This window comes from Rahnella sp. PAMC25559 (genome assembly GCF_050632365.1).
Taxonomy (GTDB): domain Bacteria; phylum Pseudomonadota; class Gammaproteobacteria; order Enterobacterales; family Enterobacteriaceae; genus Rahnella; species Rahnella rivi.
This window is the reverse complement of sequence record NZ_CP192543.1, coordinates 2,765,541-2,788,126: the sequence shown is the minus strand read 5'-3', so window position 1 is coordinate 2,788,126 and position 22,586 is coordinate 2,765,541. Positions and strand designations below refer to the sequence as shown.

Here is a 22,586-nt window from a genome sequence, read left to right as displayed (position 1 = left end):
TTATACCAGTTTCACACGTAAGTGCCTCTGCAATGGCATATTTTGCATAAGATAGGTCTTAGAATAATGTGATGAATCATGAATATGAAACGTCCTGCGGAAGAAATGCTCAATACTATTAAGGCATTATTCTACTCGCTGAGAAATATGCTCACTCAGTAGACAACATTAATCTCAGACGCCCACCCGATCCCCATACCTGGCACTGCCACGCGTCGCAGCGCTGGCTTATCTGGTTGGAATAGGTGGCGCCTGTCGTGCCCAGCGGCACGCCGTTGCTGAGCTGGATGGTGTTGGTCCCGGTATTGACGTTGGCGTGTAATCCCGCAGACACCAGAATCAGGTTTTTTTGCTCGGCATGATAATAACCGAGCAGAAGAGGAAACTGCCCTTTCAGATTGGCTTGTTTAAATAAGTGATTCACCTGCTTGAGCAGCGTCGACATCTGCGGCAACCGCTGATGCTGATCGCTCAGATGCTCACGCAGCAGGCTGTTGAAAATAGCGCGCAGCAACAGTGCCGCCAGCACCCCATTTTCATTCGCACGGGTGACGTCAAGGCAATAGAAACCAAGATCTTTAGACGACAGCGCCGCGATGTCCAGCACCAGCCCCGGATGGTCGGTGGTGGTCAATTGCCGGTAATTAATGCGGCAGTGAGCAAGGGTTTGTTGAACCGGTGGCTGCAACTCTTTCAGCAAGCGCTGCGCTTCATTCGGATTCCGGCACAAGGCTTCCCAGTCCTGAACCAGTGAACTCTCTTCCATCGCCTGTGAAGAAAACAGTTTCGGATACAGGCAGGTGAGCAAGGCTTCGCGCAAGCGCTGGAGATCGCCGATGGGCTTGAGCAATACATCTTCCACACCGAGGCGCAGCATTGTTGCCACGTCAGTCATTTTATCGGTGGCTGAAATCACCAGAACAGGAATTTTATTTCCCTGCAATCGCAGGTTCTCAACGAATTCAATGCCGCCCATTTCGGGCATCGCCAAATCGCAAAGGATTAAATCAGGAGGGAAATCTTCGATCAGAGAGAGTGCCTGAAGGCCGTTTTCTGCTTCCGTGAAGGTAGCGCCGAGAGAACTCACATAACCCGCGAGCACAGATCGGAAAACGGCTTCGTCTTCTACGATAAGTATGTGCTTGCTTGTAAGTGGTTTATCCATCACGACCCCCGGATTTTCTTATTCTAATAGTGGCTCATAAAGCCTGATTTTGCTTGTCAGAATTATCAGATTCCGTCAATGCGCACGTTAAGCCACTCAGAACGGTTTGTTTTTTATCAAGGGTAACAATTGCTCACGTTGCTTTTCTACAGCGAGACGTCCCGCCTCGATCGCCTCTGCAGCGCGATGGAAATCCAGTGTGGAAATTTGCGGACAATAGGGCTGAATCACCACATCCGGCGGATCTCCCGCCATGCGGTTACGCTTGAGGCGGTTCTCCAGTACCTGAATGGACGTCGACATGATTTCCATGGCTGAAGGGCTGACGTTCGGCTTACGGGCATTCGGGCGGGTCAGACGCTGGCGAAGTCTGTCCCGCCAGCTCAGCTCTTTCTCCAGACTGTGTTCATCTCCGGTCGGCTGTACCGTGAGCAGATCCTGCTGCATCAGATGGGCGTCGTGCTGCAAATCTACTGCGATAACGATATCTGCCCCCAGCGCACGGGTCAGCGATACCGGCACCGGATTGACCACCGCCCCATCCACCAGCCAGTAACCGTTGTGCCAGACCGGAGCCAGCAGGCCGGGCATACTACAGGAAGCACGCACCGCTTCGTGCAAATCCCCTTTCGTCAGCCACAGTTCACGCCCGGTACTCAGGTTGGTCGCCACAGCCCCGAATTTTTTCGAACATTCTTCGAACTCGCTGACGCGGATAATCTGGCCGACCGCATTAAACACCCGCTCGCCGCGCAGCAGTCCACCGCGCTTCCATGAAAAATCCATCAGCCGCAGCACGTCCCAGTAACTAAAAGATCGCACCCAACTTTCCATTGCCGGCAATCTGTTGCTGACATACGCCGCACCCACCAGCGCGCCAACCGAACATCCGGCGACCACATCCACCTCAATATCCATGTCTTTCAGGGCATTAATCACGCCAATATGCGCCCAGCCTTTTGCTGCTCCCGAGCCAAGGGCCAGACCGATCGTGACTTTTCTACTCATTTGAAAACCTTAATGCCAACTGTGGATAAAAGTGAACCGGGAAGCGCGTTGCCACACGGCGAGGATGTTAGGTAACATAACACTTTGACGCATTCAATAGCGCAACCTGCTTGTAACATATGTAATACAGGCTGAATCAGGAGTTTACGTGTCCCTACTTTGCCCTTGCGGCAGCAACATTTTGTTCGACGAATGCTGCCAGCCTTACATCGACGAGACAAAACCTGCGCCCACACCCGCCGCGCTGATGCGTTCGCGCTACACCGCGTACACATTGAAAAATGCGAGTTATCTGATCGCCACCTGGCACCCGGATTGTCACGCAGAGCACTGGCGCGAAAGTTTGCAGGACGGGTTTGCGACCACGCAATGGCTTGGATTGCAGGTGTTAAACCAGCACGAAGGCCGTGATCAGGACGAAGGTTTTGTGGAGTTCGCCGCACGCTTTACCGAAACCGGTCAGGAACAAATCCATCTTATTCATGAACGTTCGCGATTTCTTCGTTTGAAAGATCGCTGGTACTATATAGATGGAATCAAACCGCAGACAGGCCGCAATGATGCCTGCCCTTGCGGTTCGGGTAAAAAATATAAGAAGTGCTGCGGTAAATAATTGACCGCATTATGACTACCAGTCTTGGACAGGATCCACACCCTCATGCCGCAACAGAACGTACAAACCAAGGTATTACGCACCATTTGCCCTGATGCAAAAGGTCTGATCGCCAAAATCACTAACATTTGCTACAAGCACGAACTCAATATCGTGCAGAACAATGAATTCGTGGATCACCGCACCGGACGCTTCTTCATGCGCACCGAGCTGGAAGGGATCTTCAACGACACCACACTGCTTGCCGATCTCGACAGCGCGCTGCCGGCGGGTTCGGTGCGTGAGTTAAACAGCACAGGCCGTCGCCGTATCGTCATTCTGGTGACCAAAGAGGCCCATTGCCTGGGTGATCTGTTGATGAAAGCCGTTTACGGTGGACTGGATGTTGAGATCGCAGCCGTTATCGGTAACCACGACACGCTGCAATCGCTGGTTGAACGCTTTGACATTCCGTTCCATCTGGTCAGCCACGAAGGTCTGACCCGCGAACAGCATGACAGCGCGATGATTGCCCAGATCGATCAGTACCAGCCTGATTACGTCGTACTGGCGAAATACATGCGCGTGCTGACACCGGGTTTCGTGCAGCATTATCCGCATCAGGTTATCAATATTCACCACTCGTTCCTGCCTGCCTTTATCGGCGCACGCCCTTACCATCAGGCGTACGAGCGCGGCGTTAAACTGATTGGTGCCACCGCGCATTACGTCAACGACAGTTTAGACGAAGGCCCGATCATCATGCAGGACGTGATTAACGTCGATCACACCTACACCGCCGAAGATATGATGCGCGCCGGTCGTGACGTTGAAAAAAATGTGCTCAGCCGTGCGCTTTATCGCGTTCTGGCGCAGCGCGTGTTTGTTTACGGAAACCGCACGGTTATTCTGTAAAAGCTGTTCTGACGATGCTTTTCGCACAGAGAAGCATCGTTAAGAACAAAAAAACCGCAATCGAACTTTTTTATCGCTTTCAGCACTTTACACATCCGTTTCATTTGGTATTATGCGCCCCGTTCGCAGCGTTAACCGCTGTAACGTGAAATCATCCATGTAGCACATGATGATTTATGGCTAAGAAGTACGTAGTAAAATCCACAAAAAATTGTGGTGGGGTTCCCGAGCGGCCAAAGGGAGCAGACTGTAAATCTGCCGTCATCGACTTCGAAGGTTCGAATCCTTCCCCCACCACCATCTTCCCGTAGTTCTCGTTACCTCCCACAAAAAACAAAAATCAAATAAAGCTCAGATCGGTAAGGATAGAGAATCTTCGACCCGAAGGTTCGAGCCAATCAAACCTGAACAAAATGCCCTGCCGAGACTTCCTGATACTGCCTTTGCGGTGGAATATAACCGTTATCGCGCACCGGACTTTTCAGCTCGTCCACCTGCATTTGTCGTTTGAGCATTCTGCGCGACGGATCCGGCACCGGCACTGACGCCATCAGTTTTCGCGTATACGGATGCTGCGGATTATCGAATATCGCCGCACGCGGGCCGATCTCGACAATTTCCCCCAGATACATCACCGCCACGCGATGACTCACCCGCTCAACCACGGCCATGTCATGCGAAATAAACAGATAAGACAGATTCATACTTTCCTGCAAATCGAGCAGCAAATTCACTACCTGCGCTTTCACAGAGACATCCAGGGCGGAAACGGATTCATCGGCCACAATCACTTTTGGATCCAGCGTCAGCGCGCGCGCAATACAAATCCGCTGGCGCTGCCCGCCGGAAAACTCATGGGGAAAACGCCGCAGCATGTCCGGCGACAACCCGACTTTTTGCAGCAACGACGCGGCTTTCTCTTTTGCATCGCTGCGGTTATACAGTTTGTGTTGCAGCATCGGTTCAATCAGCGCGTCGCCAATCCGCATACGGGGATTGAGGCTGGCAAACGGATCCTGGAAAATCATCTGGATGCGCTGACGCATCTGTAAAATGTCGCGTTTGCCCAGATTCATGACATCGAAACCGTCGAAATCAATCGCCCCGCTGTGCGGTTTCAGCAGGCGCGTTACTGCGCGGCCGGTGGTGGATTTGCCGCAGCCGGATTCACCGACCAGCGACAACGTTTCGCCCTGAAATAAATCAAAGCTGATGTTTTCCACCGCATGAACCGCCCCCACCTGACGACTGAAAATACCGCCATACACCGGGAACCTTGCGCTGAGATTTTTCACCGAAAGCAACGGCGTCGCCCCGGCATCAACCGTGCCAGCCACTTCCTTTGGCACGCTCGCCTCACCGGTTTGCAGATTAATTTGCGGGAAGCGCAACGGCCAGCCATGCCCCTGCATTGATCCGAGTTTCGGCACCGCCGCCAGCAACGCGCGGGTATAAGGATGCTGCGGGCGATGGAAAATATCCTCCGTCGCCCCGCTTTCTACCGCCTCACCGCGGTACATCACCAGCGTGCGGTCCGCGATTTCCGCCACCACGCCCATATCGTGCGTGATGAACAACACCGCCATCCCTTCCTCTTCCTGCAAGGTTTTAATCAGATCCAGAATCTGCCCCTGGATGGTCACGTCCAGCGCCGTGGTCGGTTCGTCGGCGATCAGCAATTTCGGTTTCAGCGCCAGCGCCATGGCAATCATCACGCGCTGGCGCATACCGCCGGAAAACTGATGCGGATACTCGTCAAAACGCGCTTTGGCATTCGGAATACGGACTTTCTCCAGCAGCTTCAGGGTTTCGGCCCGCGCCTGCGCGGAGGACATCCCGCGGTGCCGCTTCAGGCTTTCCGCAATCTGCCTGCCGATGCTGAATGTCGGATTGAGCGACGTCATCGGTTCCTGAAAAATCATCGCCATTTCATTGCCGCGAATATCGCGCATCTGTTTATCGGAAAGCGCCAGCAAACTGCGCTGATTCAGCCAGACTTCGCCCTCAATCTTACTGCCCTGCGCCTTAAGTAAACGCATCACCGACAGCGACGTGACACTTTTTCCCGAACCGGATTCCCCGACAATTGCCAGCGTTTCACCGGGATACACATCAAAAGACAAATCCCGCACCACAGGCAGCCAGTCATCATCACCGCGAAAAGAGGTGGTGAGATGTTTTACGCTCAGCACAGGCTGACGATTTTCCGGTTCGCTCATCTTATTTGCTCCTCGCCGACAGCTGCACCTGCGGGATAAAGCTGAAGTCACGGTCAAACGGGAAGGTTTTGCGCGCTTTGCGGTTACGCGGCAGGCGCTCAACAAACTGATCGACCACGCCGTTAGACAGCGCCATTAAATTCGGGCTGGCAATCGGCGCCAGTTCCGGCGAGAGATAGCCGGATTTCACGACCACAATATCGGCAGTATGCGGATCCAGTTGCAGCACGGTGAAATCGCTGATGTTGTGATACGGCCTGCGGCGTGCAGACACCACCACATCAATACCGCCGGTACGCAGAACCGCCTGACGGTCTGCCGGTGTCAGCGCATCGAGCAGGAAAACCACTTCAAACTCACCTTTTACCTGCGGGCTGGAATGATCCAGCGACGCGCCGAGCGTCAGGGTCAGAATTGATCCGACCCCGGCATTGAATGCCGCTTCCGTCGCCGGTGCATCGGCAATCCCGGCGACAATCGTATTTTGTGCGTATTGCCTGATCAGCTCCTGTAACACGTCGGCGCGGTCACCGACGCCGCCCCCGGTCGGGTTATCGCCCGAATCGGCCAGCACCACCGGGCGCGTTTCACAGGCAATGGCTTTTTTCACGCAGGCTTCAACCGTGTCCGTTTCACAGCCAAATACGAAGTCTTCGCGCGCGTCCCAGTAAGCCTGCGCCAGTTGCGTGGCCTGCTGTTCCAGTACCGCGCGGTCGGTGCCGGTCATGATCACCGCAGCCGTCGCACGCGGTTCATCCGCCCACACATAACCCACCATCAGCGAACTGTCCCACACGCCGTCAACGTCATCCATTTCCGGCAGGCGGGCGTACAAACTTTTCGCCGGTTCATCTTCGGTACTGGTGCGCTCGCCCGGTAATACCACCGGCACCGGCACCCACAGCAGCATCGGTTTCACGCCGGTTTGCAGATGTTTCACCAGCATGGCGACCGAACGGCGCATGGTTTCTTCCACATCAATATGCGGCGCCGTGCGGTAGGTGGAAAACATATCGATGGCGTCAATAATGCGCTGCGAAACATTACCGTGCAGATCGTAACTGACGCTGATCGGGCAGTCCGGCCCCACCGCTTTTCGCGCCGCGGCGATCCAGTCGCCTTCGGCATCTTCTAAACCTTCAACGTACATTGCGCCGTGCATCGCCAGATACACACCATCGAAGGGTTTTTGCGCGTCCAGCCCCGCCAGCATTTCTGCTTTAAATTTATCGTAAGTTGCCCGCGCTACCGGACCACCGGCAATGGCGCGGGCGTGGATAGTCGGCAAAAACGTCGCCGGATAATCCTGCAAAAAACGAAAGCGCGGTGAGGCCAGAAGCTGCGCATCGCGCACAACGGTAAAATCTTTCTCTTCGTTCAAAACCGGATTGTAAGTACTGCATTCAATATGGATACCGCTGACAGCTATACGCATGTTGATGATTCCTCAGACTGGCTTCAGACCGACAAGAAAGCGATGTGCAGCAATACTTGCCGCCGCGCGCGCCCAGGTGTCGTCGTTTAGGGTAAAAGTGCGGACCGGCGTTTTACCGGCGTTGCCCGGCAGCACGTTGGCTTCAACAGACTGATGCACAACCGTGCCGAACAGCCCGGAAAAATCGGCATCCTGATGTGCAATCAGGATCAGATCCGGGTCATTAATTTGAATCAGATGGGATATCGCTAAACCGAGCGCAGACCCGGCACGATGCAAAATACGGATGGCGGCAGTCTGCCCCTGCATCGCCAGCAGCTCGAGGCCGCCGATGGTGGTGGCCTCCAGCCCTTCCGCTTTCGCCATTTCCGCAATCGCATTGAGCGATGCCAGCGTGTCCAGACAACCCCGCTTGCCGCAGCGGCAGGGCGAACCGTTCAGCTCCAGCGTGCAGTGCGCAATTTCCCCCGCTCCGCCGTGCAAACCCCGGTGCAGCTTTCCGGCAATAAAATGCGCACTGCCGATGCCCGCGCCGTGGCTGACCAGCGTAAAGCTGCTCAGATCCCGCGCCTGGCCGAAACTTTTCTCGCTCACCGCCAGGGCTTTGGCGTCATTTTCAATGGCCACTTCCATGCCGGTCGCCTGCGAAATCAGCTTTGCCAGCGGCACATCGCGCCAGCCCAGCAACGCCGACTGCACGCAGGTCGACTGATGTTCATCGATAAGCCCGGAGAGCGTCACGCCCAGCCCGACCAGCTTTTTCGCCGCCTCGGGATGAGGTTCGAGTAACGCGGGTAAGGCACCGGCGATATTCGCCGCCAGCTGCTGCGGATCCGCGTCCGCCGCAAAAGACACCCGCGACAGTATTTCGCCATGCAAATTGATCAGCGCCATTTGCGCCGGATTTTGCAGCAAAGAAACCCCGGCAAACCAGGCGCCGTCAGGATGCACCACCAGCCGTACCGACGGTCTGCCCTGCCCGCTGCCCGGCACCGTTTCCGCTTCATGCAGAAAACCGGCCTCGAGCATTTCGCGCACCACGCCGCCGATGGCCGCTTTACTCATGCCTGAGAATTGCGCCAGTTCGGTACGGCTTAAACCGCCTGCGGCATTCACTGCACCTAAAATCTGACGTTGCAAAGTTGTTAGCATATTCGTTTTGGCGCTCTCAGTTTTCGCTCATCTGCATTGACATTAAACGGTAGAAATGGATATATCAATGCTAATTAGTTCACAAATTAAACTAAATGTTCATACATAAGTATTTCATATGAACTATTTGTTAAATCTCTTTGTTAAAACAAGCTGTCGTTAATACCGGCGTTTTGACGAACCGGCAGACTGAGCCAGAGCTACTTAATCCGATTTTTCACGCAGAGGGCAGAACATGAAGATTACCCGTTACATCCGGCGTCCCGTGCAGTTAACGCTGCTGAGCAGCGCACTGCTCGCCGCCTTTTCGCTGCCGGTTTTTGCCGCCACGCTGAACGTGATGCAAAACGAAGCGCCGCGCAGTATGGATCCGGGCAACCAGACCGCCACTTTTACAGGCACGGTACTGGACCCGATGTACGAAGGCCTGCTGCGCATGTCGCCGCAACTCAAACCGGAAGCGGCGCTGGCAACCTCGTGGAGCAGTGACGAAAGCGGTCTGGTGTGGACCTTCAAACTGCGCAGCGGTGTGACCTTCCACGACGGCACACCCTTTAACGCCGACGCCGTTGTCGCCAACTTCGCCCGTCATCTCGACACCAAACGCGGTCTGGCGGCCAGTGGACGTCTGCGTACCTTCCTCGACAGCGTGACCAAAACCGACGAATCCACCGTCGTGTTCAAACTGAAAAAACCGTACCCGGCCTTCCTGAATTTACTGACCACCGGCGCCTGTCTGATGGTCAGCCCGGCGGCGGATAAAACCGGCACGCTCGACAGCAAGGCCGTCGGCACCGGCCCTTACAAAATGGTGCAGTACAAGACCGGCGAATTCGTGCTGGAAGAAAAATATCCGGGTTACTGGGGCGATAAAGCCGCCGGGCCGGATGACATCAAATGGACCTGGAGTGCCGAACCTTCGGTGATGAACATGGCGTTGCAGGCCGGTGAAGCCGACGTCATCAACCCGGTCCCGCCGCAGTTTGCCCGCGTGCTGAAGAACAATCCGAAGTTTGACCTGCATGAAAGCCCTGGCGCTTCCGTATTCTGGGTGGCGCTGAACACCGATCTCAAACCGCTGAGCGACGTCCGCGTGCGTCAGGCACTGAACTTCGCCACCGACCGCGACGGGCTGGTACGCGCCATCATGTCCGGTTTCGCACAACCGGCGAACTCTCCGCTGGCACCGGTCACCGCCGGTTATGACAAAACACTCAACCCGTATCCGCTGGATCTGGCAAAAGCCAAAGCCCTGCTCAAAGAAGCCGGTGTCGCTGACGGTTTCACCATGTCGATTGCGGTGCAGGGTCAGGACGCCCGCATCGGTCAGGTGCTGCAAAGCATGTGGGCGAAAATCGGCGTGAAACTGGACGTGAAGATCATGGAAAGCGGCGTGTGGACTAAGGCAGCGTTTGCCGATCAGGCCGGTAAAAAAGCCGACAACACCGGCGCGGTTCTGGCCTCCTGGTCTTCCGGCGCGAACGGCGCAGATCTGCAACTTCGTCCGCTTTACTACAGCAAAAGTTTCGCACCAGGCGGCGCCAATCTGGGCTTCTTCAGCGATCCGAAACTGGATGAAATGTTAGACAAAGCGGCTTCGACGCTGGATGAAAATTCCCGTAACGCGATTTACGTCGATGCGCAGAAAGAGATTAACCAGCAGGCGCCGCAGGTGCTGTTGTATTACCAGAATGATTTGTACGCCACCGGCAAAAACATTTCAGGCGTCACGATGATCCCCGGCGGGCAAATTGTGGTTAAAGATGCACAGAAAAAATAACTGCGGCATGAACAGTGGAAAAGCGCCATGAAAGCTTATCTTGCCAAAAAACTCATCGCCTTCCCGATCATCCTGATCGGCGTGTCGATGCTGATTTTTGTCTCCATCCGTGCGCTGCCGGGGGATCCGGCGCGTCTGATGGCCGGTCCCGAAGCCACGCAGGAAGCAGTCGATGCCATGCGTGTACGCCTCGGGCTTGATCAGCCGCTGGTGACGCAATACCTGCATTTTGCGGGTGACGTTTTGCACGGCAATCTCGGCGTCTCGTTGCAGTCGCAGCAGCCGGTCACGCAGGAAATCGGTGAACGTATGCCGTATACCCTGATGCTGGCCGTGCTGGCGTATTTTCTGGCGGTGGCGGTGGGCGTTCCGGCGGGCATGATAGGCGCGGTGTACCGCAACCGCTGGCCGGATTTTGGCGTGATGTTGCTGGCGATTGCCGGTGCGTCCATCGCCAACTTCTGGCTGGGGCTGATGGCAATGAACACCTTCTCGGTCAGTCTCGGCTGGTTGCCGTTACTCGGCGCGACGTCATGGAAAAGCTACATTTTGCCTTCGGTAACGCTGGCAGTTTTACCGATGGCGGTGATGGCGCGCATGACACGTTCCAGCATGCTGGATGTGTTATCGGAAGATTATATCCGCACCGCGCGCGCCAAAGGGTTATCCGCCACCACCGTCTATTGCAGCCATGCGTTTCGTAATGCGCTGATCCCGATTGTCACCATCGTGGCGCTCAATTTCGGCAGCCTGATTGGCGGCGCGGTGGTCACAGAATCCGTCTTCAACTGGCCGGGCATTGGCCGCCTGCTGGTGGATTCCGTGCGCTATCGTGATTACCCGGTGATTCAGGGCGTGGCATTGGTCGCCGTCTGCGGCGTGGTGGTGATGAACCTGCTCGGTGAATTACTGATCGCTTTCCTGAATCCAAAAATAAGGTTCGATTAATGTCTGCCATTATCACGCCATTAGCCCGTCGCAAACCGCGCACGCTGCGCTTTTTCCGCTGGTTATGGCGTCATCCTGCCGTGACCCTCGGCGGTTTTATCGTCAGCCTGATCGTGCTGGCTGGCCTTTTCGCGCCGCTTATCACCCGTCACGATCCTTACGCTCAGGATCTGATTGATACCCTGCTGCCGCCCGATGCCGGTCACTGGTTTGGCACCGACGATTATGGCCGCGATATTTTTGCCCGCGTAATTTATGGTGCACGCATTTCGATTATCGAAGTAGTGCTGAGCGTCGGGCTGGCGATGATCATCGGCATTCCGCTGGGGATTATCGCCGGTATGGCGGGTCGTTATACCGACATGATCATCATGTGGTTTATGGACATGTTGTTCGCGTTTCCGGGCATCGTGCTGGCGATTCTGGTGGTCAGTATTCTCGGCGGCGGGCTGGTAAACTTGCTGATCGCGATTTCATTGTTTGCCATCCCGGTGTACGCGCGCCTGAGCCGTAACCTGACGCTCGGATTAAAGCAGATGGAATACGTCGAGGCCGCACAGGCGCTGGGTTTATCGAACTACCGCATCATCGTGCATTACATTTTACGCAATGCCATCGGGCCGATTATCGTGCAATCGACGCTGACCGCCGGTACGGTGATCCTCGCCGCTGCCAGCCTCTCATTTCTCGGGCTTGGCGTGCAGCCGCCGATGCCGGAATGGGGTACCATGATGAGCGATGGCCGCAACTTCCTCGGCATTAATATTTACCTTTCGCTGTTCCCCGGTCTGGCCATTATGCTGACCGTGCTTGGTTTTAACGTACTGGGCGACGGACTGCGAGATTTACTGGACACACGCTCATGACCTCAGCCGTTTTTTGCGCCGATATCGGCGGTTCGTTTATTAAATTTGGCATTTCACGTCGTTCAGGCGAAATTGAAGAGTGCGGCAAAGTCCCGACACCCGTCGCCTCCTGGGACGATTTCGTCGATGCCATGCAAACACTCATCACCCGTTACGGGGAGGATTTACCGTCATCCACCCCGCTTGCCATTTCCACTGCCGGCCTGGTTTCACCGCAAACGGGCGAAATGCTGGCAACCAACATTCCGGCCTTTACCGGCCATTCACTGGCGACAGATCTCAGCGTTGCGCTTGAGCGCCCGGTCACTGCCGCTAACGATGCCGACTGTTTCGCCCTTGCCGAAGCCCATGCGGGCAACGCACAACATCATGCGGTGGTCGCCGCCATCATTTTAGGTACCGGCGTTGGCGGGGGTCTGGTGATCAATGGCCAGCTGGTGCGCGGCCACGGGGGTGTCACCGGTGAATGGGGGCATGGCGCTATTACCCGCACGGCGCTGACGCTCAATGGCGAAAGCTACTGCGTTCCGCGCCTGACATGCGGCTGCGGCCAGACCGGTTGTCTCGACATGCTCGGTGGCGCGCGCGGCATGGAGCGTTTGCATGAGCATTTTCACCGCCAGCAAAACACCAGTCTGGAGATTGTGACCGGCTGGCTGAATGGCGATACCGATGCCTCTCTCACCGTGAACGCCTGGCTGGAACTGGTCGCCGAACCGCTGGCGCTGCTGGTGAATATTCTCGGTCCATCACGGATCGTCGCAGGCGGCGGTCTGGCTTCGGCGACAGAACTGATCGCCGCGCTGGATCAAAAAGTACGCGCCGGCGTGCTGCATACCTACACCGAACCGCTGCTGATACCCGGGAAATTCCTGACCGGCGGCGGGTTAGTCGGGGCTTCAGTCATGGGGCGACTTGGCAGCTAGCCTTCAGATTCAGCCTCCCCGCCTTCCCCAGCATTCAGACGGCAAACAAGGAGTTAAGTGAAAAGGCGCAGGGATATGCGCCTTTCAATATTGTATCAGGTGGCTTGCCATGCCCCTTTAGAAAGCCGGTACAAGCAGTGCTCCTCCAGCCAGTCTCCCGCAGCCACCGCCGGATGTTTGAAGTTTTCAGTGGGATCACACACCATACCCATTTTCTTCATCACTGCCTGCGAGCGCAGATTGGGCAACGCAGTAAACGCCACAATTTCCTTCAGCCCAAGCACGTTAAAACCGGCATCGAGCGCCGCCCGCGCGGCCTCACTGCAATACCCTTTACCCCATGTATCTGCCCGCAGGCGCCAGCCAATTTCAATACATGGCGTGAATGGCAGGTCATAGCCCGGCGTATGCAACCCGACGAAGCCAATAAACTCGCCCGTTTCACGCAACGCTACTGCCCAGATCCCCCAGCCGCGTTCGGCAATCAAATCACGACAGCGCATTGCCATGTCGTCGCTTTTCTCCCGGGTCAGCACTGACGGGAAAAATTCCATCACCTGTGGATCCGCATTCATCACAGCGAACGGGCCAAAATCGCTTTCCTGCCACTGGCGCAGGATCAAACGCGGTGTGGTCATCGTTAACGGCGGGGTAACCACGGGGACAGTAAACGTATCCATGCATAACTCCTTGTTTATGGCTGTTTATTCGGCGTGAATGTTCTTAGTATCACACCCGACGAGCCTTTTGAAATAAATTCCCGCCCCGCAAGCGCCCACCATCATAACGTCGGTTACATCTGGCAAACAAATAACTTAAGGTATAGTTGCATTAGTTACTATTTAAAATGTAGCATAAGTTCCCTGTTTATTTCGGAGCCTTACCATGACCCCTGCACTGCAAGACCAGCAAGATATAGCCGACCTGATGAACGGCTGGATCCACCGCGATTTATCCCAGTGGGATCAGCTGCTTGAACTTTTCCATGATGACGGCACCATTGAAGTCACCTGGTTTGAAGGCATCTTCAGCCAGTTTGTGGAAGGCTCAAAAAAGATGGGCGGTTCTGATCTTGTGACGAAACACCTGATAGCCTCCCCCGTCATCACCTTTAACGGTAACCGCGCCATTGCAGAAACCAACGCGATGATTGTCGGCGAAAACGTCAAACTCGGCATTGGTTGCAGCAACCACAACCGCTTTTATGATCTGATCGAAAAACGAGACGGCGTGTGGCGCATCGTAAAACGTCAGTCTGTTTATGACATGGGGACTTTTACCTTCCCGAAAGGTCTGGTGGACATTGATCAATCCATCGTCGCGAAATACCCGCGTGAATATGCGCCGCTGGCTTATCTGCTGGAACAGAGCGGCTTTCCGGTGAAGCGCATTTTCGCCACAAAATTCAGCCAGCTCGAAAAAGAGATGAAGGCTGAAGGTCTGGCGTGGTTGCATGCCTGAAATTAGCTGACAAATGGGCAGTTTCCGATTAAATCTATTCATATCAATGATGAATACTTCCGGAGCTGCCACTATGATTTTTCACCGCTATCACGGACTGGGTAACGATTATCTGGTCTGCCATCACAGCGTCGCCGCCCTGCTCAGCCATGAGCAAATCCGGCGCATCTGCGACCGTCATTACGGCATCGGTTCCGACGGTTTGCTGATCGACCATGACGACGCCGATATCCCCTCCTTGCGCATTATCAATCCCGACGGTTCTGAGGCCGAGAAAAGCGGCAACGGACTGCGCATTTACGCCCGCTACCTGTTTGATACAGGCCGCGTATCCCATAAACCCTTTCTGGTGAATACCTCGGGTGGTCAGGTGCGTTGCGAAGTGACCGAAGGCGCGCATCAGGTGATTGTCGATATGGGCCAGGCAAAATTCTCCCCGGCGGCCTTACCGGCCAATGTTGAAGGTGATGAAGCCCTCGCGCTGCCGCTGGTTGCGGGCGGCCATCATCTTTGCGCGACACTGGTTTCCATGGGTAATCCGCACTGCGTGATCCGCGTTGAAAAACTGGATCTGGATGTCGTGAAACAACTCGGCGCGGAAATCGAAACACTGGCGATTTTCCCGAAACGGACCAACGTGCAGTTCGTGCAAGTGCTGGACAGAAGCAACATCAGTATCGGCATCTGGGAGCGCGGCGCCGGGTATACGCTGGCGTCCGGCAGCAGCAGTTGTGCAGCGGCCAGCGCGATGCACAAACTGGGGCTGGTGGACGAAAATGTCACGGTGCATATGCCGGGCGGAAAACTTGCCATCCGTTTCAGCGGCGATTTTCAGGTCAACATGCGCGGGCCGGTGCAAAAAATCGCGTCCGTCACGCTCGACAGCGACTGTTTCTGGGATATGCCTGCATAGCCCGGTGGTGTGCAGTGTTCACTTTCCTCCTCTCTGCTGATTAACGCTTTGCATCACGGCAGCCTGTCTGCCGTTTTTTTATGCCTTCATATAAATAAAACTCATACCTGCATAATGATTTTATGGCAGACAGCGCGCTTTCCAGCCCCTAAGTTGGTTATCAGGAAGCACCACAATGAATAACCAACTCATTGTTTAACAAATAAAATAATCTTAATAAAAACCCTTTACGACCGTTCTGCGTGCTAAGCCGGTCAGTGAAATTTTGTTCAAAGTTTTAATCCGATCACATATTAATAAAAAAAACAGAGAGCGTACCCTATGAGCAACAACTCCATCGTGGACGTGAAAGCCTGGATAGATGACCGCCCGATATCCAAATATCAATGGGTGGTCCTGTCCCTGTGTTTCATCATCATTATGTTCGACGGTTACGACGCCGCGGTGATGGGCTTTATCGCCCCGGCGCTGATCGAAGACTGGGGCATCAGCCGTGCGGAAATGGGCCCGATTTTAGGCGCCGCCATGTTTGGTGTGGCGATCGGTGCGCTGATTGCCGGGCCAAATGCAGACCGGTTCGGTCGCAAACGGGTGCTGATGTGGTCGATTCTCTGTTTCGCGCTGTTCAGCCTGCTGAGCACCTTTGCCCGCACGCCAGTGGAAATGGCGATCCTGCGCTTTCTCACCGGCCTCGGTTTAGGGGCGGTGATGCCGAATACCGTGACGCTGGTGTCGGAATATATGCCCGAACGCCGCCGCAGCCTGATGATCACCGTGATGTACAGCGGCTTTAACGTCGGTTCCGGCGCAGGCGGTTTTGTTGCCGCCGGTTTGCTGCCGCATTTTGGCTGGAAAGCGGTGATTTTTGCGGGCGGGATCCTGCCTCTGCTGATGCTGCCTCTGCTGATGTGGATCCTGCCGGAATCCGCCATGTACATGGTGGTCCGCAACGTAGCGAAAGAGAAAATCGCCAAAGTGCTGACCCGCGCCGGTGGCGTGTTCAGCGAAGGCACCAAATTTGTGCTTAAAGCCCCGGTGATTCAGAAAAAAGCCAAAGTCTTCCAGCTGTTCGCCAACGGCTATGCCAAGGGCACGATTGTCTTGTGGGTCACCTATTTCATGGGGCTGTTCGTGATTTATCTGCTCAACGGCTGGCTGCCCACCATTATGCGTAACGGCGGATTCTCACTGGAGCGCGCGGCCATCGTCGCCGGTTTGTTCCAGCTGGGCGGCACCTTCGGCGGCCTGATGGTCGGCGGGCTGATGGACAGATTCATTGCAAAACGCGTCATCGCAGGCTTCTACATGATGGGCGTGGTCAGCCTGCTCTCGCAGGGCATTGGCAACTTCGGCCCGGACATTCTCGCCCTGCTGGTGTTCATCAGCGGCGTGTGCATTAACGGCGCTCAGACCGGCTTGCAGGCCTTTTCCCCGGCCTTCTACCCGACAGAAATGCGCGCCACCGGCGTCTGCTGGATGCACGGCATCGGGCGCAGCGGCGCGATCATCAGCTCATCACTGGGGGGCGTCCTGCTCGGCGTTTTCTCCGGCCAAAACATGATCTTTATTATTCTGGCGCTGCCTGCCTTGCTGGCGGGTCTGAGCATTCTTTTGCACCGCGCGGCGCACCCGGCCGAGATGATCAAAGGCGTTGATATTACTGACATCCCGGAGTTGTCGCGCACCCTGAATATCCGCTAGTCTCTGGATTAGCCACCTTATAATTAGAAACACAAGAATCAGAAACCTAAGTCAGACACATCGCTCACGCGGCGCGACATTGGCGTCGCGGTTACCCTACAAAAAGTATTGAGGATTTAAGATGGCGAAAATCATAGGCGGTTTAGCAGTTTCACATACCCCGACCATCGGTTTTGCGGTTGACCATAATAAGCAGGATGAGAGTGCCTGGGCGCCGATTTTCGAAAGCTTTGCGCCGATGCAAAAATGGCTTGAAGAAAAGAAACCTGACGCGCTGGTTTACATTTTCAACGACCACGTCACGTCGTTTTTTTTCGATCACTATTCGGCATTTACGCTGGGTATTGACGATCATTATGAAGTGGCCGATGAAGGCGGTGGCGCGCGCGATTTGCCTGCGGTGAAAGGCCATGCGGCGCTGTCGCAGCATATCGGTGCCAGCCTGATGGCGGACGAATTTGATATGTCCTTCTTTCAGGATAAGCCTTTGGATCACGGCCTGTTCTCGCCGCTTTCTGCCCTGATGCCGCACGAAGGCGGCTGGCCGACGCAAATAGTCCCGCTGCAAATCGGCGTGTTGCAGTTCCCTATTCCGACCGCCCGCCGCTGTTACAAACTCGGTCAGGCGCTGCGCCGCGCCATTGAAAGTTTTCCGGAAGATCTGAACGTAGCGATTGTCGCCACCGGCGGCGTTTCCCATCAGGTACACGGCGAACGCTGCGGTTTTAACAACCCGGCGTGGGATGAACAGTTTGTCGATATGATCGTTAACGACCCGGAGCGTCTGACCGAAATGACGCTGGCGGAATTCGCCACGCTGGGCGGCATGGAAGGCGCGGAAGTGATCATGTGGCTGGTGATGCGCGGGGCGTTATCTGCCAACGTGAAGAAGCTGCATCAGGCCTATTACCTGCCGTCGATGACCGGTATCGCCACGCTGATCCTTGAGAATCAGTCCCGCGAAGCCCCGTATGACGTGCAGCAGCGCCAGCGTGACAAAATCGCACAGCAAATGGCGGGGGTCGAAAAGTTGCCGGGCACCTACCCGTTCACCCAGGCGCGCAGTCTGAAAGCCCTGCGCATCAACCGGTTCCTGCACCGTCTGATCCAGCCTGCGTGGCGCGAGCGTTTCCTCACCGATCAGCATGCGCTGTTCGCGGAAACGAAGCTGACCGGCGAGGAACAAACACTTCTTCGCGAACTCGACTGGCGCGGCATGATCCATTACGGCGTCAGCTTCTTCCTGCTGGAAAAACTCGGCGCGGTGGTCGGCGTCTCCAACTTACATATTTATTCCGCGATGCGCGGCGAAACGCTGGAAGAATTCCAGAAAACCCGCAATCAACAAGTTCTCTATTCAGTAGCAGGTAAAGCGAAAGCATGACGATTTTTGAGCAACCTAAGATCGACACTCATCACCACGTGTTTGATCCGGCGCGCTTCCCGTACCTTCCGGACACGCCTTATCGTCCACAAGGGCACGAGATCGGCACCACCGATTATTACCGCGCCGTGATGCAGGCGTACAACATCCGCCACTCGCTGATTGTCGGCCCGACGTCGGGTTACAACACCGACAGCACCTGTCTGCTGGATGCGCTGGAAAAAGGCAATGGCCGCTTCAAAGGCATCGCCGTGGTGCCGTTTGATATCAGCATTGAGCAACTCGCCAGCCTGAAACAGGCCGGTGTGGTCGGCATCGCCATGAATGTGGCGATGCTCGGCACGGAGCCGTTTCTGCATCTCGACGCACTGATGGGGCGTCTTGCTGAACTGGAACTGTTCGCGGCCATTCAGGTGCAAAACGATCAGCTGCTGGCGCTGCTTCCGCTGATCAACCGCAGCAAAACGCGGCTGCTGATTGATCACTCCGGCCGCCCTGATGTCACGCAGGGCCTGCAACAACCGGCGTTTCAGGCACTTCTCGGCCTGGCTGACCAGCAACGCACCTGGGTGAAACTCTCGGGCCTGGCAAAGTTCAGCCGCCAGCCTTTCCCTTATCAGGACGGACACGCCTATCAGCATGCCCTGCTCCATGCCTTTGGCGCTGAGCATTGCATGTGGGGTTCTGACTGGCCGTTCCTGCGGGCGGAACACCGGATGGATCTCGGCACGTTGCTGATGCTGGTGGAGCAATTATTCCCCGACGAAAAAACCCGTCAGCAGATTTTGTGGCAGACGCCGAAAGCGTTGTTTGGATTTACGGATGACTGAAGAAAGGAAAGACCATGAATTATAAAATCGCCGTTTTTAACGGCCCGAATCTCAATCTGCTCGGCACGCGCGAGCCGGAAACCTACGGTCACGACACGCTGGCGACTGTCGAAAAACTGTGTCATCAGACCGGCGAAAGCTGCGGCGCAACCATCGACTTCTTCCAGACCAATCACGAAGGCGAGCTGATTGACCGCATTCAGGCCTGTCGCGGCAACGTGGATGCCATCGTCCTGAATGCCGCCGCCTGGACGCACACCTCCGTCGCCCTGCGCGACGCGGTGACCGCCGTCAGCCTGCCGCTGTACGAAGTGCATATCACTAACGTGCACAAACGCGATGCCTTCCGCCATCACTCCTTTCTCTCCGACGTCTCCGTCGGCGTGATCTGCGGGTTTGGCATTCAGGGTTATGAATATGCCATCAGGCAGGCAGTGGTGAATCTGAAGAAGTAATTTAGCCGCACACCTTTCTGATCTCCTCGACCAGCGCGCCGGCCGCCGGTGACAACAGGCTGCCGGCGCGGAACGTCAGGCCGATGGCGCGGTGCGTATCGGCCAGTTCCAGCGGCAGTTTGACCAGTTCGCCGGATTCAAGCTCGTGTTCCAGCTGGCGGGCAGACACCGCTGCCAGCATGTCGGAACCGAGCAACAATCCGCGCACAATACCCAGATCGCCACTTTCCACTACCGGGTCAGGCGGCGGCATGTCCATGGCGGCAAAGCTGTTATCCAGCAGTCGTCGGGCGGGGGTTTCGGCGCGTGGCAACACCCAGCGCGCTTTGCGCAAATGCTCCTGCGTCACGGTTTCTGCCAGCAACGGATGCCCCTTTCTCGCCAGAATCACCATGCTTTCGGTAAACAGGGTTTCAGTCGCCATATCCGCCGCGTAATCGCTGGAACGCAGTGCGCCAAAAATGAAATCCACTTCGCCGGAACGCAGCTCAGAGGCCAGCGCACTGAACGCGCTTTCATTGGTGACCACTTTTACCCCGCCGTAACGCTGCGTCAGCCCGATGATCGCCTGCGGCAGTAACCGCGTGCGGCCAAGCGGCAATGCCCCAACCTGCACCGTCCCTTCCAGCACGCCACGGCGAGCCGCAAGATCGGCGGGAATGTGCCGCAGCTCGCTGAGCGCACGGCGCAGATTCGGCAGGATATCCTGCCCCGCCAGCGACGGCATCATGCCGTGCGGCGTACGTTCGAGCAGCGCCAGACCGGCACCGTTTTCCAGCACCTTCAGCGCGGCACTGACCGCAGGCTGACTCAGACCAAGCAGGGTCGCCACCGTCTGCATATGCCGCGTGTTGCACAAAGAGATAAAGATTTGCAGACGCCGGACGTTAAACAGATACAGCGGTTCAGTATCGCCCCGCCGCTGGCCGCTTTTGCCCTGCAATTTCGCCAGCTGCGACGGGATCTGGCGCAGCTCGGCAATGGCCTGCCGTGCGCGGGGCAAGACGCATTTGCCGAAATCCGTCAGCAGCATGCCGTTGGCGTGGCGCTCAAACAGCGGCACATCGAGAAACTGTTCCAGGTCACGGATAGCCCGCGTGACCGCCGACTGGGTTCGGTACAATTCATCCGCCGCACGGGATACGCTCCCCTGATCGACCACCTGACAAAATGCCCGTATTTGCATCAGGTTACTCAGCATCTCAGCTTCCGCCATCCCCTTCTCCCTTATGGTTTTTTTGCGTGACACCTCCCTGCAATATAAATAAAACGCATACCCCCTGCAATCAAATGAATTACCCGTCACGCACGTTGGCTGACAGCATGGAACTCAGACATTTGAGAACAATAAAACCAAGGACACCCTCATGACTCAGCCCAAAAAAGATGATGCTAAAAGCGCATTAGTTGTCAGCGCCCATTCCGCCGATTTCGTCTGGCGTGCGGGCGGTGCCATCGCCAAACATACCCAGGCCGGTTACGCCGTGCACATCGTTTGCCTGTCGTTCGGCGAACGCGGTGAATCCGCCAAACTGTGGCGCAAAGGCAATATGACCGAAGACGTGGTGAAAGCCTCGCGTCGCGAAGAAGCGATGGCCGCCGCTGAAATTCTCGGTGCCACCGTTGAATTTTTCGATATGGGTGATTATCCGCTGCGTGCTGATAAAGAATCGCTGTTCCGCCTGGCCGACGTTTACCGCCGCGTGCAGCCGCATTTCGTGCTGACCCATTCCCTGAAAGACCCGTACAACTACGATCATCCGATGGCGACGCATCTGGCGCAGGAAGCGCGGATTATCGCGCAGGCCGAGGGGTATAAGCCGGGCGAAACCATCGTCGGCGCGCCACCGGTGTACTGTTTTGAGCCACATCAGCCGGAACAGTGCGACTGGAAACCCGACGTGCTGCTCGATATCACCGACGTCTGGGACAAAAAATATCAGGCCATTCAGTGCATGGCCGGTCAGGAACATTTGTGGGAATACTACACCCGCGTCGCCCAGCAGCGTGGCGTGCAGGCGAAACGTAATGTCGGCATCACCAGCGCCAAAAACATCGTTTACGGCGAAGGTTATCAGAGCATCTTCCCGCGCGTGACGGAGGATTTAGCATGAGTCTGGTCGGCAAAAAAGGCGTCGTGGTTCGCCATATTCCACGGGCAGATAAAGCGGACGTTACCGCACTCGCGGCCTTCGGCGTCGCGACGGTACATGAAGCACAGGGTCGTAAAGGCTTGCTGGAGGCGGGTATCCGTCCGATTCAGCAAGATTGCGCGATTTCCGGCAGCGCTGTCACCGTGCTGACCGCGCCGGGCGATAACTGGATGTTCCACGTGGCTGTCGAACAGTGTCAGCCGGGAGATATTCTGGTGGTCGCACCGACGTCGCCATGCTCTGACGGCTTCTTCGGTGATTTGCTGGCAACGTCGCTCAAAGCACGCGGCGTGGTCGGGCTGGTGGCCGATCTCGGCGTTCGAGATACCAAAACCCTGCGCGACATGGGATTCCGCGTCTGGTCGCGGGCGGTTCATGCGCAGGGCACCATCAAGGAAACGCTCGGTTCCGTGAACGTACCGGTGGTGTGTGCGGGGCAACTGGTTTACCCCGGCGATGCGATCGTGGCCGATGACGACGGCGTGGTGGTGGTGCGTCGTGAAGACGTTGCCCTGGTGGCGCAGGCCAGCCGCGAACGGGAAACGCTGGAAGAAAGCAAACGCGCCAGAATGGCTGACGGCGAACTCGGGCTGGATATCTACAACATGCGCCCGCGCCTGGCAGAAAAAGGGCTGAAATATTTCGATTCCACCGAAGAAGCAGAACAGGCCGAAAAGCGCTGA

At 56.0% G+C, this 22,586-nt stretch carries 21 protein-coding genes and 1 tRNA gene; 15 read left to right on the top strand and 7 right to left on the bottom strand.

The window, feature by feature from the left end:
• Positions 1 to 151 precede the first annotated feature (151 nt).
• Entirely contained in the window at positions 152 to 1,165 is a 1,014-nt protein-coding gene (gene rssB, locus ACQZQY_RS14275) for a two-component system response regulator RssB (protein ID WP_056780810.1), read from the bottom strand.
• A 96-nt stretch (positions 1,166 to 1,261) separates the two neighbouring features.
• Positions 1,262 to 2,173, bottom strand: a complete 912-nt coding sequence (gene rssA, locus ACQZQY_RS14270; protein WP_056780813.1) for a patatin-like phospholipase RssA — start codon at positions 2,171 to 2,173, stop codon at positions 1,262 to 1,264.
• A 148-nt stretch (positions 2,174 to 2,321) separates the two neighbouring features.
• Here rssA and ACQZQY_RS14265 point away from each other — a divergent pair, with 148 nt between their 5' ends.
• The 3 genes from ACQZQY_RS14265 to ACQZQY_RS14255 all read left to right on the top strand — a co-directional run bounded on the left by ACQZQY_RS14265 (position 2,322) and on the right by ACQZQY_RS14255 (position 3,980).
• The gene (locus tag ACQZQY_RS14265) at positions 2,322 to 2,786 is read left to right on the top strand and encodes a YchJ family protein (RefSeq protein ID WP_414071191.1); all 465 of its coding nucleotides are present in this window, start codon (positions 2,322 to 2,324) and stop codon (positions 2,784 to 2,786) included.
• A gap of 45 nt (positions 2,787 to 2,831) precedes the next feature.
• Positions 2,832 to 3,680, top strand: coding sequence for a formyltetrahydrofolate deformylase (gene purU / locus ACQZQY_RS14260; protein WP_056780822.1), 849 nt, complete (start codon positions 2,832 to 2,834; stop codon positions 3,678 to 3,680).
• Between the two features lie 215 nt (positions 3,681 to 3,895).
• A tRNA-Tyr gene (locus ACQZQY_RS14255) sits at positions 3,896 to 3,980 on the top strand.
• A gap of 98 nt (positions 3,981 to 4,078) precedes the next feature.
• On the opposite strand, the gene ACQZQY_RS14250 is transcribed toward ACQZQY_RS14255, so the two are convergent.
• The 3 genes from ACQZQY_RS14250 to ACQZQY_RS14240 are packed head-to-tail and all read right to left on the bottom strand — an operon-like array spanning position 4,079 to position 8,486.
• Positions 4,079 to 5,899, bottom strand: a complete 1,821-nt coding sequence (locus ACQZQY_RS14250; protein ID WP_431295839.1) for an ABC transporter ATP-binding protein — start codon at positions 5,897 to 5,899, stop codon at positions 4,079 to 4,081.
• Position 5,900: 1 nt separating this feature from the next.
• On the bottom strand, positions 5,901 to 7,334 hold the full coding sequence (locus ACQZQY_RS14245; protein ID WP_431295838.1) for a M81 family metallopeptidase: 1,434 nt from the start codon (positions 7,332 to 7,334) through the stop codon (positions 5,901 to 5,903).
• Positions 7,335 to 7,346: 12 nt separating this feature from the next.
• Positions 7,347 to 8,486 (bottom strand): ROK family transcriptional regulator, encoded by a 1,140-nt coding sequence (locus ACQZQY_RS14240; protein WP_183846701.1) that lies wholly within the window; start codon positions 8,484 to 8,486, stop codon positions 7,347 to 7,349.
• Positions 8,487 to 8,721: 235 nt separating this feature from the next.
• Between ACQZQY_RS14240 and ACQZQY_RS14235 the strand changes: the two genes are divergently transcribed.
• From ACQZQY_RS14235 to ACQZQY_RS14220, 4 genes are read left to right on the top strand one after another with little or no spacing between them, the layout of a single operon-like run.
• The gene (locus ACQZQY_RS14235) at positions 8,722 to 10,266 is read left to right on the top strand and encodes an ABC transporter substrate-binding protein (protein WP_183846699.1); all 1,545 of its coding nucleotides are present in this window, start codon (positions 8,722 to 8,724) and stop codon (positions 10,264 to 10,266) included.
• Between the two features lie 27 nt (positions 10,267 to 10,293).
• A complete protein-coding gene (locus ACQZQY_RS14230; RefSeq protein WP_183846697.1) occupies positions 10,294 to 11,214 on the top strand; it encodes an ABC transporter permease in 921 nt (306 codons plus the stop codon).
• On the top strand, positions 11,214 to 12,080 hold the full coding sequence (locus ACQZQY_RS14225) for an ABC transporter permease (RefSeq protein WP_056780840.1): 867 nt from the start codon (positions 11,214 to 11,216) through the stop codon (positions 12,078 to 12,080). The genes ACQZQY_RS14230 and ACQZQY_RS14225 overlap by 1 nt, the downstream gene beginning before the upstream one ends.
• Positions 12,077 to 13,006, top strand: coding sequence for an ROK family protein (locus ACQZQY_RS14220; RefSeq protein ID WP_431295837.1), 930 nt, complete (start codon positions 12,077 to 12,079; stop codon positions 13,004 to 13,006). Before ACQZQY_RS14225 ends, ACQZQY_RS14220 begins: the two co-directional genes overlap by 4 nt.
• 95 nt (positions 13,007 to 13,101) lie before the next feature.
• On the opposite strand, the gene ACQZQY_RS14215 is transcribed toward ACQZQY_RS14220, so the two are convergent.
• Positions 13,102 to 13,686 carry a GNAT family N-acetyltransferase gene (locus ACQZQY_RS14215; protein ID WP_431295836.1) on the bottom strand — a complete coding sequence of 195 codons (585 nt, stop codon included), beginning with the start codon at positions 13,684 to 13,686 and terminating at the stop codon, positions 13,102 to 13,104.
• A 205-nt stretch (positions 13,687 to 13,891) separates the two neighbouring features.
• Here ACQZQY_RS14215 and ACQZQY_RS14210 point away from each other — a divergent pair, with 205 nt between their 5' ends.
• From ACQZQY_RS14210 to aroQ, 6 genes are all read left to right on the top strand, one after another.
• Positions 13,892 to 14,467: a nuclear transport factor 2 family protein gene (locus ACQZQY_RS14210; RefSeq protein WP_431295835.1), complete on the top strand. Its 576-nt coding sequence runs from the start codon at positions 13,892 to 13,894 to the stop codon at positions 14,465 to 14,467.
• A 73-nt stretch (positions 14,468 to 14,540) separates the two neighbouring features.
• Complete coding sequence (gene dapF / locus ACQZQY_RS14205; protein WP_431295834.1) at positions 14,541 to 15,380, top strand: diaminopimelate epimerase; 840 nt, start codon at positions 14,541 to 14,543, stop codon at positions 15,378 to 15,380.
• A gap of 321 nt (positions 15,381 to 15,701) precedes the next feature.
• A complete protein-coding gene (locus ACQZQY_RS14200; protein WP_421670160.1) occupies positions 15,702 to 17,081 on the top strand; it encodes an MFS transporter in 1,380 nt (459 codons plus the stop codon).
• 121 nt (positions 17,082 to 17,202) lie between these two features.
• Positions 17,203 to 18,465 carry a gallate dioxygenase gene (locus tag ACQZQY_RS14195; protein ID WP_056780868.1) on the top strand — a complete coding sequence of 421 codons (1,263 nt, stop codon included), beginning with the start codon at positions 17,203 to 17,205 and terminating at the stop codon, positions 18,463 to 18,465.
• Complete coding sequence (locus ACQZQY_RS14190) at positions 18,462 to 19,295, top strand: amidohydrolase family protein (protein ID WP_431295833.1); 834 nt, start codon at positions 18,462 to 18,464, stop codon at positions 19,293 to 19,295. The genes ACQZQY_RS14195 and ACQZQY_RS14190 overlap by 4 nt, the downstream gene beginning before the upstream one ends.
• A gap of 14 nt (positions 19,296 to 19,309) precedes the next feature.
• Positions 19,310 to 19,750 carry a type II 3-dehydroquinate dehydratase gene (aroQ, locus tag ACQZQY_RS14185; RefSeq protein WP_122095532.1) on the top strand — a complete coding sequence of 147 codons (441 nt, stop codon included), beginning with the start codon at positions 19,310 to 19,312 and terminating at the stop codon, positions 19,748 to 19,750.
• Between the two features lies 1 nt (position 19,751).
• Here aroQ and ACQZQY_RS14180 read toward each other — a convergent pair whose 3' ends face one another.
• Positions 19,752 to 20,966 (bottom strand): LysR family transcriptional regulator, encoded by a 1,215-nt coding sequence (locus ACQZQY_RS14180; protein ID WP_431295832.1) that lies wholly within the window; start codon positions 20,964 to 20,966, stop codon positions 19,752 to 19,754.
• 151 nt (positions 20,967 to 21,117) lie between these two features.
• Here ACQZQY_RS14180 and galB point away from each other — a divergent pair, with 151 nt between their 5' ends.
• Entirely contained in the window at positions 21,118 to 21,864 is a 747-nt protein-coding gene (gene galB, locus ACQZQY_RS14175) for a 4-oxalmesaconate hydratase (RefSeq protein ID WP_056781025.1), read from the top strand.
• A complete protein-coding gene (locus tag ACQZQY_RS14170) occupies positions 21,861 to 22,586 on the top strand; it encodes a 4-carboxy-4-hydroxy-2-oxoadipate aldolase/oxaloacetate decarboxylase (protein ID WP_431295831.1) in 726 nt (241 codons plus the stop codon). Before galB ends, ACQZQY_RS14170 begins: the two co-directional genes overlap by 4 nt.